The sequence below is a fragment of the Streptomyces sp. NPDC012794 genome (assembly GCF_042901085.1).
Classification (GTDB): Bacteria; Actinomycetota; Actinomycetes; order Streptomycetales; family Streptomycetaceae; genus Streptomyces.
In genome coordinates this window covers 530,240-546,073 of the sequence record NZ_JBIBCI010000001.1, presented here as the reverse complement: position 1 = coordinate 546,073, position 15,834 = coordinate 530,240, and the positions used below count along the sequence as shown (strand labels likewise).

At 73.4% G+C, this 15,834-nt stretch carries 12 protein-coding genes; 3 read left to right on the top strand and 9 right to left on the bottom strand.

Translation table 11 applies throughout. The features are described 5' to 3' along the window. Positions 1 to 692: 692 nt before the first annotated feature. The 5 genes from ACFY7H_RS02500 to ACFY7H_RS02480 form a co-directional block, all read right to left on the bottom strand. Positions 693 to 2,123, bottom strand: a complete 1,431-nt coding sequence (locus ACFY7H_RS02500; RefSeq protein WP_388931910.1) for a serine/threonine-protein kinase — start codon at positions 2,121 to 2,123, stop codon at positions 693 to 695. Next, complete coding sequence (locus ACFY7H_RS02495; protein ID WP_388931907.1) at positions 2,120 to 2,929, bottom strand: serine/threonine protein kinase; 810 nt, start codon at positions 2,927 to 2,929, stop codon at positions 2,120 to 2,122. Before ACFY7H_RS02495 ends, ACFY7H_RS02500 begins: the two co-directional genes overlap by 4 nt. Positions 2,930 to 3,212: 283 nt before the next feature. Next, positions 3,213 to 5,243: a family 43 glycosylhydrolase gene (locus tag ACFY7H_RS02490; RefSeq protein WP_388931904.1), complete on the bottom strand. Its 2,031-nt coding sequence runs from the start codon at positions 5,241 to 5,243 to the stop codon at positions 3,213 to 3,215. A gap of 116 nt (positions 5,244 to 5,359) precedes the next feature. Beyond that, the gene (locus tag ACFY7H_RS02485) at positions 5,360 to 6,871 is read right to left on the bottom strand and encodes a peptidoglycan DD-metalloendopeptidase family protein (protein WP_388931901.1); all 1,512 of its coding nucleotides are present in this window, start codon (positions 6,869 to 6,871) and stop codon (positions 5,360 to 5,362) included. A gap of 76 nt (positions 6,872 to 6,947) precedes the next feature. After that, positions 6,948 to 8,612: a peptidase M23 gene (locus ACFY7H_RS02480; protein ID WP_388931899.1), complete on the bottom strand. Its 1,665-nt coding sequence runs from the start codon at positions 8,610 to 8,612 to the stop codon at positions 6,948 to 6,950. Between the two features lie 332 nt (positions 8,613 to 8,944). On the opposite strand from ACFY7H_RS02480, the gene ACFY7H_RS02475 reads away from it, so the two are divergent. Continuing rightward, positions 8,945 to 9,598 (top strand): cutinase family protein, encoded by a 654-nt coding sequence (locus ACFY7H_RS02475; RefSeq protein ID WP_388931897.1) that lies wholly within the window; start codon positions 8,945 to 8,947, stop codon positions 9,596 to 9,598. 89 nt (positions 9,599 to 9,687) lie between these two features. On the opposite strand, the gene ACFY7H_RS02470 is transcribed toward ACFY7H_RS02475, so the two are convergent. After that, on the bottom strand, positions 9,688 to 10,779 hold the full coding sequence (locus tag ACFY7H_RS02470) for a BTAD domain-containing putative transcriptional regulator (RefSeq protein ID WP_388931895.1): 1,092 nt from the start codon (positions 10,777 to 10,779) through the stop codon (positions 9,688 to 9,690). A gap of 274 nt (positions 10,780 to 11,053) precedes the next feature. Here ACFY7H_RS02470 and ACFY7H_RS02465 point away from each other — a divergent pair, with 274 nt between their 5' ends. Then, the gene (locus tag ACFY7H_RS02465; protein WP_388931893.1) at positions 11,054 to 12,124 is read left to right on the top strand and encodes a polyprenyl synthetase family protein; all 1,071 of its coding nucleotides are present in this window, start codon (positions 11,054 to 11,056) and stop codon (positions 12,122 to 12,124) included. A 336-nt stretch (positions 12,125 to 12,460) separates the two neighbouring features. On the opposite strand, the gene ACFY7H_RS02460 is transcribed toward ACFY7H_RS02465, so the two are convergent. Beyond that, entirely contained in the window at positions 12,461 to 13,162 is a 702-nt protein-coding gene (locus ACFY7H_RS02460; RefSeq protein WP_388931890.1) for a hypothetical protein, read from the bottom strand. Positions 13,163 to 13,508: 346 nt separating this feature from the next. Here ACFY7H_RS02460 and ACFY7H_RS02455 point away from each other — a divergent pair, with 346 nt between their 5' ends. Further along, complete coding sequence (locus ACFY7H_RS02455; RefSeq protein ID WP_388931887.1) at positions 13,509 to 14,192, top strand: adenosylcobinamide amidohydrolase; 684 nt, start codon at positions 13,509 to 13,511, stop codon at positions 14,190 to 14,192. A gap of 54 nt (positions 14,193 to 14,246) precedes the next feature. On the opposite strand, the gene ACFY7H_RS02450 is transcribed toward ACFY7H_RS02455, so the two are convergent. After that, entirely contained in the window at positions 14,247 to 15,122 is an 876-nt protein-coding gene (locus ACFY7H_RS02450) for a PaaX family transcriptional regulator C-terminal domain-containing protein (protein WP_388931884.1), read from the bottom strand. Between the two features lie 7 nt (positions 15,123 to 15,129). Then, positions 15,130 to 15,762 (bottom strand): GNAT family N-acetyltransferase, encoded by a 633-nt coding sequence (locus tag ACFY7H_RS02445; protein WP_388931882.1) that lies wholly within the window; start codon positions 15,760 to 15,762, stop codon positions 15,130 to 15,132. Positions 15,763 to 15,834: the final 72 nt, after the last annotated feature.

Sequence of the window (15,834 nt, the reverse complement as noted above, 5' to 3'; positions counted from 1 at the left end):
CCGCCGGTGCGGGTGGGGCGACGGTCGTCGCCGCCCGCGGGGGTGCGGGGGGGCTTCGCGGTGTCGGGGGTCGTGCGGGTGGAGGCGAGGTGGGCGACGAGGGCGGCCGCCGCCACTCCCGCCGCGGGCCGCTGCCGCCAGCCGAGACGCCGTGCGGCGCCGCCGTCGGCGGGTCGCGGGGGTGCCGTCGGGCGGGGGCGTGGTCGGCTCGTCGGGCGCCGGCGCGGGGAGGGCGGGCGACGACGTGTCCGGGTGGCTTTCGCGGAGGTGCTCCACCGCGCGTTTGCGCCAGTCCCGGGGGTGGAGGTCCTCCAACTGCCGCTGGAGGCCGTCGACGCGGGCCGCGAGGACGGCCAGCTCCTCCGCCCTCGGGCCTTCCAGGCCGAGTTCGCGGACGATGGCCCGCGTGGTGGCCGCGCCGGGCGGGCCCGCGCCGCTCAGCCAGATCTGCTCCCGTCCCCGCAGCCACAACGACACCTTCGGCGCGGGTGCGCCCAGCCTGCGCGCCAGCCAGTTCTGGTACCGGCCCTCCGCGGCGAGGGCCTCCTTGACCGCCGCCGACCACGCGTCCAGTGCCCCGCCGAACTCCGCGGCCAGCCCGATGAGCGAGCCTGAAGCCGGACAGCGGTGGCCTCGACGCCGGCCGCCCGCCGGCCCTCCCGGCCGGCGGCCGGTCGCCGTGGCCGGCCGCCTCAGCGCACGGCCGTGGGGTGCGGGCACCCCGGTAGCGCCGGCCGTTCCTTGGTGCGTACGGCCGGGAGCCACGCCGTGGGGGGCGCGGAGCCGCGCGGGAGACGGACGCGGAACCAGTGGGTGGACCTCAGGCCCTCCTCGTCGATGATGGGCTGCCCTTCGGCCGACTGGCAGTCGGCGGCGAGGACGTCGCCGTGCCACACCCGGGTCGGTACGACGTTGTCCGCGTCGTACGGCTTCAGGGGATCGACCGCCAGGCCCAGACTGCACCGCGGGTCACGGTCGGCCCGCTCCCGGCAGCCACGCTCCGCGTTGAACACCCGGATCTCGCCGGCGCCGTCCGGACGGCCGGACGGCGCCGGCGAGCCCGCCCGTTCCGCGTCCGCGTACAGGGTCGCGCCCGCGATCCCGCAGAGCGCGGTGGCGAGGACGGCGGCGCGGGCCCGGCCCCGCAGCCGTACCGTCCCACGCGTCCCCTGGTGGGCACGGATGCGGGCGAGCAGGCTCTCGGCGGTGTGCGCGGCGCGGGCCGCGTGGGTCGGGGCGAGGCAGTCGGCGGCCAGCGCGCGCCAGAACGGCGGCAGGGCGTGGTCCATGCGCAGCGGGGCACGCCCCGCGCCGTACTCCTGGACCGCGGCGCCCCGCGCCACGGGTGTGGCGCCGGAGAACGGTGAGCCACCGGACGCGAACACCTCGTGGATGACGATGCCCAGGGCCCAGATGTCGGCACTCGGCCTGACCTGCACGCCGAGTTCCCCGAGGGGCGCCTTCCAGCGCTCGGGCGGGAGGTAGTCCAGGGTGCCCAGGGGAGGCACGTACCCGTGCGTGCCCGTCAGCTCGGTGGCGAGGCCGAAGTCCGAGAGCTTCACGGAGCGGTCCGTGCCCAGGAGGACGTTCTCCGGCTTGAGATCGGCGTGGACCCATCCCGAGCGGTGGAGATGGGCGAGGCCTTCGCAGATTCCCGCGATCAGCCGGCCGCGGTCGGCCTCGGGCACACCGGCGTCGACGAGTTCCCGCAGACTGCCCGCGGCCCTTTCCATCACCAGGACGATCGCCCCGTCCAGGGAGGGCCGGTCCGGTGCGGCGAGAACGAAGGTCTCCAGGAACCCGATCAGACGGGGATGCCCCGCCCTGCGCCCGAGTTCGACCTCGCGGCGGGCGGATTCCACGGTCTGGCGCGCCTGGCGCGGCGCGAGTCCGGCGGTCGGCATGACCTTCAGCGCGACGTCGGCGGGGCACGGAGACCGCTCGGGGGCGGCTCCGCCGGTCCGGTCCGGGCGCCTGTCGGCCGGCCGCGCCGCGTAGACCGTGGACCAGCCTCCGGACCCGATCAGCTCGGTGACCACCCAGTCCCCCACCCGGTAGCCGGGCGGGAGCAGGTCCGTGCGGTTGCACTCCGCGGTGCGGCCCGGGCCGTGAGGCGGTGTCATCGCCCCGCCTGCCGCTCCCGCCCGCCGGCGCGTGTCGGGGACGGCAGCAGCGCGAGGTGTTCTTCCCGTACGAGCCCGAAACGCAGCGCGAGCCCGACGATCTCCTCCCGCTTGCCGTTGCGGCGGTCGGCCTTGCCGCGCTCGTCGGTGCCCAGGACGCCGATGCGCAGCTTCTCCTCGGCGAGGTAGTCGATGTGCGAACTGACCGCCCGCGCCGTCAGGGCGTCGTGAGCGCCGTGCCACCTCAGCCGCTCGACGATCTGCGGAGTGGTGGGGACCGCCACGCGGGACTGGTCGCGCAGGCGCGGTTCGCACAGCGCGACGAGGACGAGGAAGTAGGTGGCCGTCTCGTCCAGGGAGTACGCGGTGACCGTCCGGTTCCCCCAGGGGACGCCCATGGCGTCCGGGTCCAGGTAGACGTGGTCGGGCGCGAACACCTGGAAGGAGACGGGGACGTCACCGCGGGTGGGCAGCACCACGCGCGAGAACTCGAACGGGATGGGCGCCCCGACCCGTCGTGGGGGAACCCTCAGGTACTCCCCCGCTCCCTCCGGGTTCTCCACGAGATAGCTGTGGGTGGTGCTGTGGTTCGTCAACTGCCAGTGGTCGTCGCTCACGCGGATCTCCCCGGCGAGCCGGGAGATCGCCGCGTCGGCGAGGCGCAGTTCGACGGGGACCGTCGTGGAGCCCCGTCCGAAGCGGGCGACCTCGCCGGGGCCGAGCCGTAACGTCACCGGGTCACCGCACGGTTCGCCGTCGTCGGCGCCACCACTTCCCTGCGGCAGATGGACGACTACGCCGCTCACCGTTCCCCCTGTTCCACGCGTCGCACTTGCCGGACGAGCGGAACGATACTCATCTCCCGGGGGAGTTCACCGGCGCACTTCGGCCACTTCGGCCGGGACCGTCTCCGGGGCGGGGACCTGCCCGCGTGCGCCGGGCGCGGATGCCTCGTCGCGCACCCGGCAAGTGGGGAAACTCACCGTCTACGGAGGGGGCGAGGGGCGCTTCGGGGGGGTTCGCAGCACGGCCGGACCACCGTTTCGCCCGTTCGGGTGGCGAGATCCGGACTCCGTTCCCCCTCCGGCCTCAGAGAGCGGGAGCACCCGACACGAGGGGTGCGACCTCGCGATCACCGAAGGCCGTCCAGGGCCGCCACCCGCCGCTCGGGCGGGCCTGGACGCGGGTCCTCATCCGGCCCTCGGCGGTGACGGCGAAGACGTGCATCCGCCCGGTGGGGTCGAGCGCGGCCACGGGCGTCGCCGCGAGCCGGATGCCGGGCTCGCCGAACTCCCCGCCGGGATCCCAGCCGCCGCCCGGAGCCATCTGCCAGCGGTGGCCGAGCCGGGCGCCGCCGGGCGTCAGGAAGAACGCCTCCAGCCGGCCGTCGGCGTTGGCGGCGAACGCCGGGGCGGCGGCGCTCCAGCCGGACATCGGCAGCCACTCGTCCCAGCGGCCGCTCGGCACGGACTGGAGCCGGGAGAAGGTTCCCAGGCCCGACGGTCCGATCGCGGCGACGGTGAGCCGGCCGCTGCCGTCCCCGGCCACCCGCGGTGCGGCGCCGGCCGCGGTGCCGAAGCGGTGCCATGCGGGGGTCCAGGCGCCGCCCGGGGCCTCCTGCCACCGGTGCTGGATCGCGGCCCCGCCGGGTGCGAGGGTGAACACCTCCAGCCGGCCGTCGGCGTTCGCGGCGACGGCCGGTGGCGCGCCCGCGGCCCCGCCGAAGCCGGGCTCCCACGGGTCCCAGTCCGGAGATCCGGGCGAACGCTGCCGTCGCCGTGCGACGGAGGCGCCGCCGGGGCTCAGGGCGAAGACCTCCAGCCGGCCGCCGGCGTCGCGGGCCACGGCAGGGGCGGCGCCGGCCGGGCCGCCGAACTCCTCCCACTCGTACCAGCCGCCGTCCGGCCGCTGCACCCGGTGGTGCAGGTTGACGCCGCCCGGGGCGAGGGAGAACACCTCCAGCCTGCCGTCGGTGGTGCGGCCGAGCGTGGGAGCCGCGCCGGCCGGCCCTCCGAAGGGCTCCCACTGCGTCCAGGTGTCGGTGTACGGGTCGGCCTGGACGCGCCGCAGCATCGAGCGGTCGGCGGCGTCGAGGGCGAACACCGTGAGGCGACCGCCGGCATCGAGGCCGGCCACCGGATGGTCCGGGCTCTGCCACGGCGGTGGTGTGTCCCGCCAGAACAGGGGCGCCACGTACAGCCCCTGCCGGAACCAGCCGGCGGAGCCGGCGTGCCACCTCTCCCCGTCGGCGACCACCTCGACGGCGTGACCGGGCACGTGCCCCGCGTATGCGGCGAGGTCGAAGTGGAACGGGTCGCGGGACGCCAGTACGTCGGTGCCCTCGTAGCCGCCCCGCGGCCCGATGAACAGGTAGTACCAGCCGTTGCGTTCGACGACGTACGGGGACTCCGTCACCGAAGCGGTCACGTCCGTGCTCGCGTCGGTGAACGCGACGCCCGGGTCGCTCCAGCGCAGGAGGTCGGCGGAACGCCGGTGGGCCACGACGTGCCGGCCGCCCGCGCCCGAGAGCTCGGTGTAGTACATGACCCACTCGCCGCCGACCCGCAGCACCATCGGGTCACGCGCCGCGAGCCCCCGGAACAGCGGGCCGGACGGCTCGCGGGTCCAGGTGAACAGGTCGGTGGAGGTGGCGAGGTTGATCGCGGCACCGTTCCCGCCGCCCGCGGCGTAGAACATCAGGAACCTGCCGCCCGCCTCGATGACGTGCGGTGCCCACAGGTGTTCCTCGCCGAAGTAGGACGGGTCGACGGTGAGGGCGTCGGGGTGGGCGGTCCACGGCCCGTGCAGGCTCGGCGCGGAGGCGTGGGCGAAGGAGATCTCCGCCGCGCTGTCCGGGGATTCGCCGCGCGGCGCGCTGTCCCCGACGATGCCGAACAGGTGCCAGCGGCCCTGGACCTTGATCAGCGTGTGGTCGTTGAGGTAGCGCGGGCCGGCCGGTGTGGACGGGTCGTGGACGTACGCCATCGGGCCCGCTCCGACCCACTCGTGGGGCGGGGCGTCCTCGGAGGCCACGGCCGCGGCCCGGCCGGCGGGCAGGAACGGGAGGGCGCCCGCTCCGGCGACACCGCGTAACAGGTTCCGTCTGCTGATCGGGAGCATGGGCCTCTCCAGGGGGACCGGGCGGCCGGCGGTGTCGTACGGGCACGGCCGGCCGCGGGTCGTACGGGGTCGTATGCGGTCGTATGCGGTCGTATGAGCGGGCGGTCGGGGGAGGGTCAGTCGAGGGCGGGTCCGGCGCTGTCGTTGACCCAGATCCAGTCCGCCCAGGTGGCGAAGCCGGTCTGCCATGTGTGGTAGGTGCCGGCGCGGCTGGTGCCGAAGACCTCGATCCGGCCGTCGGCGTTGGCGGCCGCGGTGACTTCGGTGCCTCCGGTCCCGAAGGCGGCCCAGTCGCCGTAGGGGCCGTTGACGGCCGTCTGCCAGGTGTGCATGGCGGTGGAGCCGTTCACGGCGAAGACCTCGACGCGGCCGTCGGGGGTCCGTTCGCTGGTGAGCTGCGCGTCGGCGGGCCCGCCGGTCGGCTCCCAATCCGACCAACTGGCCGGGCCGGTCTGGTACTTGTGGAACACGCCCACCGGGCCGGAGGCGAAGACCTCCAGGCGGCCGTCGGCGTTGCGGTCGGTGGTCAGGTCACGGCCGCCGCCACCGAAGGTGTCCCACGCGGACCACCCGCCGTTGGGAGCCGTCTGGTAGCGGTGCTGGAAGGTGTCGCCGTTGAGGGCGAACACCTCCAGGCGGCCGTCCGGTGCCTTCGCCATCTCGATACGGCTGTCCGAGGGGCCGCCGTCGGCGGGCTGCCAGTCGGACCAGCCGCCGTTCGGGGCCACTTGGTACCGGTGGAAGAGCCCGACCGGTCCGGAGGCGTAGACCTCGATGCGGCCGTCGGCGTTCACGCCGGCCGCGGTGTCCTTGCCGCCGCCGCCGAAGTCCTCCCAGTCGGACCAGCCCCCCGAGGGGGACAGTTGCCAGCGGTGCCGGAAGGTGTTCCCGTTGACGGCGAACATCTCCAGGCGGCCGTCCGCGTTCGGTGCGATGGCCAGCTCGGCGTTGCCCGGTCCGCCGAGCGGCTCCCAGGCCGACCAGTTGCCGTTCACCTCCCGCTGCCAGGCGTGGTGGACGCCGTCGGCACCGGCGGCGAACACCTCGAGCCGCCCGTCCGCCGACCGCGCCGACACCACCCGCCCCGACTCCGCCGGATACACCAGCGGCTTCGGCCGCGGACCGCTGCCCGGGGTACAGGGCAGCACCACGCCGCGCTCCGCGAGGTAGGCCTCGGGGTCGATGCCGTAGGAGGCGGACGGGTCTCCCCAGATCCGCAGGTGCAGGTGCGGACCGGTGGAGTTCCCCTCGGAGCCCATCAGGGCGATCTGCCGGCCGGCCTCGACGTGGTCGCCGACGGAGACGTCCCGGCGGGACATGTGGCCGTACTCGGAGATCCTCCCGTCGGGGTGCTGGATGCGGATCCACTGGCCGTAGTCGCCGATGTATCCCGAGATGGTCACCTCACCGTCGCCCACCGCGTAGATCGGCGTCCCGACGTCATTGGCGATGTCGACGCCGTTGTGACGGCTGTGGAAGTGCTGGGAGACCATACCGGCGGCCGGGCAGGCCGCGGCGAAGTCCGTGGCGCGGGCCGCGGCCGGAGTCGTGGCCACCAGCGCCGGCAGGAGGGCGGCTGTCGCCGCGAGGAACCAGTTCAACGCGCGTCGGGACGGTCCGGAAAACACAAGACGCTCCTCCTCTGGGAAATCTGGGGTGAGTGGGACGGACGTGGGCGTGAAGGGGGGCCGGTCACGCCTCGGTTCAGCCGATCGCGGGGCCGGAGTCGTTCAGCCAGCCCCACTCCGACCAGCTGGTGAAGCCGGTCTGCCACCTGTGGTGGACGCCGGCGCGGCTGGTGCCGAACACCTCGATCCGGCCGTCGGCGTTGTTGCTCGCGCCGATCCCTGTGCCGCCGCCACCGAACGTCTCCCACGGGGCGTACGACCCGTTCGGGCCGGTCTGCCAGGCGTGGCTCGCGGTGTCGGCGTTGATCGCGAACACCTCGACGCGGCCGTCGACCGACCGGGAGGTGGTCAGCTCGGCGTTGGCGACCCCGCCGGTGCCCGTCCACTGCGACCAGGAGGCCGGGCCGGTCTGCCAGCGGTGGAAGACGCCCTGGGCGCTGGAGGCGAACACCTCGAGCCTGCCGTCCTGGTTGTAGCTGGCGGTGACGGCGTGCCCACCGCCGCCGAAGTTCTCCCAGGCGGACCAACCGCCGTTGGCGCCGGTCTGGTAGAGGTGCTCGAACGTCGCGTCCGACAGTGCGAACACCTCGAGCCGCCCATCGGGGGCGTTCTCGATGGCGAGCCGCGCACGGGCCGGGCCGCCGCCGGTGCCTTCCCAGGCCGCCCAACCGCCGCTGGGCGCGGTCTGCCAGCGGTGGAACACACCGTTGGCGTTGGAGGCGAACACCTCGATACGGCCGTCGGCGTTGTTGCCCGCCGCCAGTCGGTACCCTCCGGTGCCGAAGTTCTCCCAGGCGGACCAACCCCCGCTGGGCGCGGTCTGCCACATGTGATCGAACGTGCTGTCCGACAGCGCGAACACCTCCAGCCGGCCGTCCGCGTTGGACGCCACCGCCAGCTGCGCATCGCGCGGACCGCCCGCGAACCGCCACGGCGACCAGGCACCGTTCACCGCGGTCTGCCACGCGTGGTACACGCCGTCGGCGCCGGCGGCGAAAGCCTCCAGCCGCCCGTCCGCGGACCGGCCGGACACCACCCGGCCCGAGGCGTACGGGTGGACGGGGCCGCCGCCGCCCGTGCCGGACCACAGCGCATTGGCGATGAGGGTCGCGTCGCCGGCCTCTATCGCGTACAGGCCGCGCAGGTCCTCCCTCGGCCGCTGGACGTTCCAGCAGACGTCACCGATCGCCTCGTCGTTCCACCTTCCGCCCGGGAACAGGCGTTCCATCTCGTCGAGGAAGGCGTTGGTGGCGTAGGCCGGGTTCAGGCGCTGGTCCCGGGTGCCCCACCAGTCCTGCTGCTGGAACAGTCCGAGGCTGGTGTAGTCGACGGCCTGGGAGTAGTTGTTCATGCTGCTTTCCACGATGATCGTGGCGATGGCGATCGCCGCGGCCCTCGGGTTGAGCCCCCGGTCCTTCACCGCCTGCGTGACCATCCGCGCGCAGGAGACCTTGTAGGCGTTCAGATAGCCGGCCATCTTCGCGTGCAACTGCGGGTTGAGCTGGTCGGCCATGATGCCGTCGGCGGCCGACGGGCCGGCCGGGTCGCAGGGCTCGGTCGGAATGGCCAGCCCCTCCGGGCCCGCGAAGTACCGGGAGACGCCGGCCCGTTCGGCGCGCGGATCCGGACCGGGCCCGGGTCGGGCGACGGAGACCGAGGGGGTCGTCCCGATGACCAACGCCCAGATGCCGGCCACGACGGCCAGTCTGGTGAGCACGCGGTACAAGCCGTTTCCTGCCACTGTGTGCCTTTCCCTCGTGAAGTGAAGTGCAGCGAAGTGCAGTGCGGGTGCAGCGAAGTGCGCGGAATCCAGCGGGCTCCTGGCCCCGGCCCTGCCGCCTGGCCCGCACGCCCCGCCGGACCCTCCGGTCGTCGGTGGCCGACAGTAGGGGTCAGCGATGAAATGCCGATGGAATCGGCCGGAACCACCTGGATTCGAGGCCGCCCCGTCCGTCGGCCCCGCGGGTTTCATCGGGATGTCATCGGCCGCTGCCACGGTCGTCGGGTGACTTCGGCCGACCGCGTACCGCATCGGAAAGCAGACGCGCGGGCCGACTACTTCGGGAGGATCGAATGCGAACCAGGCGGATCGCGGCCGCGTCAGCCGGACTGCTGCTGACGGCCGGGCTTTCGGTGGCACAGGCGCCCACGGCCCAGGCGGCGGCTTCGTGCGAGGGCACCTACACGATCGTCGTCGGCGGCACGGGCAGCTCGTGGAACAACGACGGCTTCTACGGCAACATCCAGCAGCACGTCGGATACCCCACCCAGATCCCCAACGGCGCGAGCGCCCGGGCAGGGGTCAACGAGCTCAACCGCCTGGTCCGCGACCAGCGCGCCGCGTGCCCGGACCAGCACGTCAAGATGGGCGGGTATTCCCTGGGCGCCGCGGTGGTGCACATCTGGGTCACCGAGAACTGGCAGACGTTCGACAACGTCAACGCCGTTCTCATCGCGGACCCCAAGCGCCAGGGCCCTCCCGGCGCCAACGGCGGAGCCGTGCCGTTCGGCGGTTTCGTCGGTGCTCCGCTCGCCGGCGCCGACAAGTTCTTCGGCAACGTGCCGGTCAAGACGATCTGCCACTGGGACTACGTCTGCGACGAGTCCGCCGGAATCTGGACCTACCCGAACAACCACGTCAAGAACTACCCGGCCGACTTCAACATGGATCACCACAACGACAGCGCCAACGAGCAGTGGTACAACGGCGCCTGGTACCCCGCGTAATCACGGAGCCGGCCCTCGGGCCTCGGGCCTCGGGCACGGCCTCGGGCACGGCCTCGGCCTCGGCCGGGAAGGACCTTCCCTCCGGCCCCTCAGGACGTACGCGCGTCCACCCGGCCAAGGGGGGTGAGGCCGAGGCCGGCCTCGTCACCGAGGAGGATCATCTGCTGCGTCCGCCGCAGCATCCGGCTCGGAGGAACCCCCAGGTCGCCGGCCAGACGGCGGCGGGTGCGGTCGAACACGGTCAACGCGTCGGCCTGTCGGCCGTGCCGGTACAGCGCCCTCATCAGCATCGCGGCCAGCGGCTCGTTCAGGGGGTGTGCCGCGGACAGGGCGAACAGTTCGGCGATCGCTTCCGCGTCCTGGCCGAGCCGCAGCTGCCACTCCACCTTCCGCTGCACGATGGCGATCCTGCGCTCGGTGAGCCGCAGCCGCTCCAGTTCGGCGAGCGGCCCGGGTAAACCGGCCAGGAGCTCCCCGTGGAAGAGCTCCAGGGCCCGGGCGCACAGGCGTACCGCCTCGGCCGGTTCGCCCGCCCGGTGGGCCGCCCCGCTGTCGGCGACCAGTTGCTCCATGCGGACCAGGTCCACGTCGACCGCGCCCGGCACGAGCCGGTATCCGCGCCGGGCGTGCTCGATGACCGCGTCCGGACCGTCTCCCGCGCGCAGGGCCTTGCGCAATCGGTACACGTACACCGGCACCACGTTCGCGGCCGGCGCTTCCGTCCCCCATACGTCGTCGAGCAGTTCCTGCCGGCTGAGGGTCCGCCCGGCGCACAGCGCCAGCGCCGCCAGTACGGCTTGCTGGCGCAGGTGCCCCAAGTTCAGGGGCCGCCCGTCATGCCATGCCCGCAGCGGCCCGAGTACGGAGATCCGTACCTCCGGTCCCGCCGCCCGGCCGGAGGCGGTCGACGACGGTACGGGGCTCACCGCCCGCGTGCGCGGGCCGGACCCGGGGATGACCAGGCCGCAGTCGAAGGCGTGGACGATGGCGGCGGCCCGGTCGCGCAGCCCGAGCTTCACGAGGATCCGCGCGAGGTGTTCGGCCACGCCCTCCTCGGAGAGGGAGAGGGCGGCGGCGATCTCGCCGTCCCCCAGGCCGCAGCCGACCGCGGCGAGCACCTCGCGCTCCCGCTGTCCGAGCACGGCGCCGGTCGGGCGATCGGTGGTGGCGGTCGTCGGCATCACTGCTCCCCGGGCTCCGGACTGGTCGGTCGGACGGACGCGGTCGACAAGGTAGTGGGGGTCCGCCGGACAAGGCATCCGGAACGCTCCGGAGTGACAGATCCTCCCCGCGCTCCCCGCGACCGTCGCGACCATGCTCCGCGTGGACCGGCGCTCGAAGCCCCCCAGTACACTTCCTGACCCCCCGTCGCGGCCGACCACGGGGCACGAGCCCCGACCGTCGCACGGCCACCGCGGTGTGCCCCGGCCGTACCCCGAGCAGGAAGAACGCGTCATGACCCAGCAGATCCTCGAGCGTGTCGCCGGATACGAGCACCGGTTCAACGCGCTCTTCGAGGAGTACTTCGACACCGTGGGTGCCGCGCTCGACGCGCCGCCGTCCAGCCGGTTCACCCCGGAATGCCTGCGGTTGCTACGGGAGTTGTCCTTGCGGGGCGGGAAGCGGATACGGGTCGTCCTGCTGCATGAGGCGGCGCGCCTGGTGACGGACGAGCCGGTCGGCGGACTGGACGCCGCGGCACTGAGCATCGAGCTGCTGCAGACCCACGGCCTCGTGCACGACGACCTCATCGACGACAGCCCCACCCGCCGCGGCGGCCCGTCCACCTACTACGCCTACCGCGAGCAGTTCCCCGACCACCCGCAGACGGCCCTCGGTCTGACCGTGCTCGCGGGTGATCTGGCGCTCGCCCTGTCGTTGCGGGTGCTGCTGGAGGCGGAGGTGCCCGTCGCGGTGCGGCAGGCCATGGTCGAGGTGCAGACCCGGGCGGCGGCCGATACGTTCATGGGCCAGATCATCGACCTGGAACGCGACTTCGGCGCCGCACCGGACGAAGACGTCCTGCACCGCGTGGCCGACTACAAGTCCGCCCGGTACTCGATCCTCGCGCCCCTGCGGCTCGGCCTCCTGGCCGCGGGCGAACCGTTGGCGCCCCGGGACGAGGAGCTGCGGGAGTACGCGCGGCTGGTGGGGATCTGCGGGCAGATGCGCGACGACTACCTGGACCTGTTCGGGGATGCGGCCGTCATGGGCAAACCGACCGGTACCGACCTCCGCGACGGCAAGCACAGCTACACCGTCCGCGCCCTGCTGTCCGCCGTCGACGACGCGGAGCGCCGCGTGGTGGTGGCGGCGCTCGGTGACCGGTCCTGCCCGCCGGAGAACGTCGCCGCCGTCCGCGAGATCGCGGAGCGCCGCGGGGTGACGGGCAGGATGCGGGCGGACATGCACCGCCATGCGCAGCGGGCGTCCGCGGTGGCCGCGGGCTGGCGGTCGCGGTGGCGGGATGAGGCGGTCACCTTCTTCGAGCAGCTGCCGCTGTGGAGCGTTGAACGCGCCGGGTGACCCACGGCCCACGACCGGTCGTCGGGGTGCCGCAGGGCGTGCGGGAGGGCCACTGGCGGGTCTCGTTCAGGGGCGGTGGACGAGCAGCACGCTCGCCGTGCGGATCGGCGGCCGGTCCGGGTAGGCGCGTGCCAGGGATTTCCGTCCGAAGCGAAGGCGGCGGTCTACTGGGGTCTGGGGCTGGTGACCGCCGCCGTGTTCTTCGCACCGGCGTGGCGTACGAGCTTCGCCCCCGCCACACGAGCCCTGCTCGGCATCGTCTCCGAGCGTGACGTCAACCACGCCGTCACCCGGCTCGCCGCAACGCGGCCGCGGCCTCCTGATCGCCGGCGGGGATCAGGAGGCCGCGGCCGCGTAGTGGTCGAGGTACTCCTGGAGGTGGGGGGCCGGCCCGACGCCCTGGTTGGTGGTGTTCAGGTGCATCCACAGCTCGTTCTCCACCACGAAACGGTAGGCGAACTCCTCGAAGGTCGAGGCGCACCGCACCAGCGACTCCGCCGCCGCGGCACGGAACTCGGCCGCCTGCGCCGCGGTCAGTTCCCGCTCGGCGAGCTCCACGTCCAGGTCCAGGTGCGAGAAGACCACGAACGTCTCCCCCGAGGGACGCAGGTACACGTACCAGATGACGCAGTCCTGCTGGTCCCGGAGGAACCGTACGAGGCGTGCGCCCTCCTCGACCGGGCTCCGCAGCGCTCCGGACAGGTCGCTCCAGCAGGCGGTCACCGACACCTCGTCGAACGCGCGGCAGAGGCTGCCGCTGCGGTAGAAGGTGCGGAAGTCGGTGGGAAGGCGCAGGCCGAGGGGGGCCAGGTCCGCCTCCACGGCCGCGAGGTGCTCTCCGTGGCCCGGCTCCGGGCCGTCCGGCGTACCCGGCCCACCCAGCCACCCGAAACCACCGTCGAGGCGGCCGGAGTGCAGGGAGGGCAGGCTGTCCAGCGGGTAGACCTCGTAGGTCGACTCGCACGGCCGGTGGGAGCCGAGGTCGGTGGCGCACCATCCGGTGGGGAAACGGAAGGGTGCGGGGGCGGGTGCGGACATGAGGGTTCCCTTGGATGTTGCCGGTTCAGCGGTACGGTCACATCCTCCTGCCCGCCACTGACACCCGGTGGACGACCGCGTGTACGACGGCCGGCCCGGCTCCGCCGCGCGCGCCCGGCACCGATGCTCGCCGCCGGTTTCGGTCTCGGCATGATCGGTGCGCCTCTCGCCGACGTGACCCTCGGCAAGGTCGCCCACCACCACGCGGGATCGGCCTCCGGCCTCTTCAACACCGCCACGAAAGCGGTCCCACGGGTGCACCGGCTCGTCGCGCTCCGGGGGAGTCGCGCTGGGGACTGCCGCGTACCATCAGCCGGCCCGCCGTCCCATGAAGGAGATCCGTCCGGTGACCGTCGTCCTCCCCCCGCCTCGCACCGTCCCGTTGCTCGCTGTGCGGCAGTTGACGCGGATCGAGGACGGCGAGGAGCTGCGGGCCTTGCTGTGGTCGGCCGGGCCGGGATGGCGGATGATCAGCAGCACGGTGGTGGGCGGTGGCATCGGCGAGCGAAGCTGGGTGCTCAACGCCCAGGTCTCCCATGGTTACCGGCGTATGGACCCGGACCGGCACCTGGCCGAGGTGGCGGGCGCGGTGAGCGCGCACGGCGGTGGGGTGGGGATGATGACGGCCGCAGACGTCTCGGCGTACGCGCACGCCCGCGACGAAGGCGTCGAGACCGTCGCGACCGCGGGTGTCACCGTCCGCGGATGGGCCGCCTCCCCGGCGGAAGGCACGCCCCCGCCGACGGAGCCGGGCACGATCAACATCATCGCCGCGCTTCCCGTCGCCCTGTCCGATGCCGCCCTGGTCAACGCGGTCGCCACCGCCACCGAGGCCAAGGTCCAGGCGCTGCTGGAAGCGGGGTACGACTGCTCCGGCACCCCCACGGACGCGGTCTGCATCGCCGCACGCGCCCCGCGTCCAGGGAAGGAGGTCCATGCCTTCGCCGGTCCCCGCTCCGTATGGGGTGCCCGCCTGGCGCGCGCCGTCCACCGGGCCGTACACGAAGCCGTGCCCGCACCGGAACGTTGACTGCTCGGCGGGAGCGGAGGCACGGACTCATCACGGCAGGGCCGGACCCCCTTTTCAGCGCACGGCACGGTCCGCTGCTTCTCGGGTGATGTCGGCGTAGAGGCGGAAGAGGGCCGGACGGGCTTCACCGTGCTCTCGGTGGTGCAGGGCGGCCCAGCACCGGGCGACGAGCTCCCGGGCCTGGGTGCCGGGCCACGGCTGGGGCAGGAGCTGAGGCGGCAGGAGCGGGTCGGGTTCCATGGCGCGGGTGAGTTCGGCGGCCAGTTCGACCGCGATGGTGAGGAGTACGGAGGGGGAAAGCCGGTCGGGGCCGGTGAGCCGGGCCAGGCGGGGCTCGGCGAGGCGGCCGAGGCGGTGGTAGCGCTCGGCGATCTCCTGCAGGGGCCATAGCCGGCGGGCGACTTCGGCGGGCTCCCGGGTGGCGCCCCTTCGCAGGTCCGTCGTGGTGAGGAGGGTGAGCGCGTCATGGGCACCGAGGCGGCGGGCCGCTTCCTCGACGTACGGCTCCCAGGTGTTGGCGCAGACGTACAGTCCGCCCTGGAGCGGGGCGCCGCCGAGGTGGACGAGGGTCTCGCGCAGGGAGTCGCGGGCCGTGCGCGCCGATTCGGGCACCGCGAACGCGGCGAGGTGCCAGACACCGTCCCAGGGCGCGAGCCCGGCGTCCTGCCGGAACGCGTGCCGCAGGAAGTCCGCGTTGGGGGCGAGGGTACGCATGGTGTCCGCGGTGGCGTGCAGCTGCGCCTTGCGACCGCGGCCTTCGTGGGTGAACCGGCCCTCGGCCACGAGGCGTTTGACGCACAGCCGCACCTGCTGGTCACTCATGCCCAGGGTGTTGGCGACGGTGTAGAGCTCGTCCGCGCCGACGGTGCCGTCCTCGCGGATCAGCGCGTGGACGAGCATGCGGGTGGGGATCTCGATGTGTTCGGTCATGGTGTGCTCAGTCTCCCGGCCCGTTCCCGCCGACGGGGCGGTGCATGGTGGTCACCGCGCCGAAGCCCATCAGCCCGCGGAGCCAGGGCGTGCGCTCGGTCCGTACGGCCGTGAAGCCGCGCCGCTCGTACAGGGCCCTGGCGCGCGGGTTGGTGTCGATCACGTCCAGTCGGATCTCCCGGCAGCGCTGCTCGGAGGCGACTGCGGCCACTTCTTCGATGAGCAGGCTCCCGACGCCGCGGCCACGTATGCCCGGGTCCACGGCGATGCCGTCCATGACGAGCTGCCGGGGGGCCGGGTGGCGCTCGAACAGGGCGAGGAGCAGGAGCCGGTGCAGTCCCCTCAGGTGTCCGTACGCGCGCAGCACGGCGGCGGCCGAGCCCCCGGTGAGGGACCGGCCGCCGAGCTGGTAGCCGGCGAGGCCGACGAGCCGCCCGTCGAGGAACGCGCACACCGCGCGGTCGGCGTTCAGGTGGGTGGCGAGGAAGGACACCGCCTTGTCCGGCGGGTTCAGGGCGGGGCCGAGTTTGCGGCCGAAGGCGTCCCAGTACAGCTCGGCCGCCCGCCGCTCTGCTCCGTCCGGTATGCCCCGCCGGACCGTGACCGGCCCGGTGCCGGTGTCCGTCGCGTCGAATCCCATGCCGTTCTCCCTCTTGTCGCCGTACCCCACTCAAAACTATCACTTGATGAACGATCGTTTCATGAGTGATAG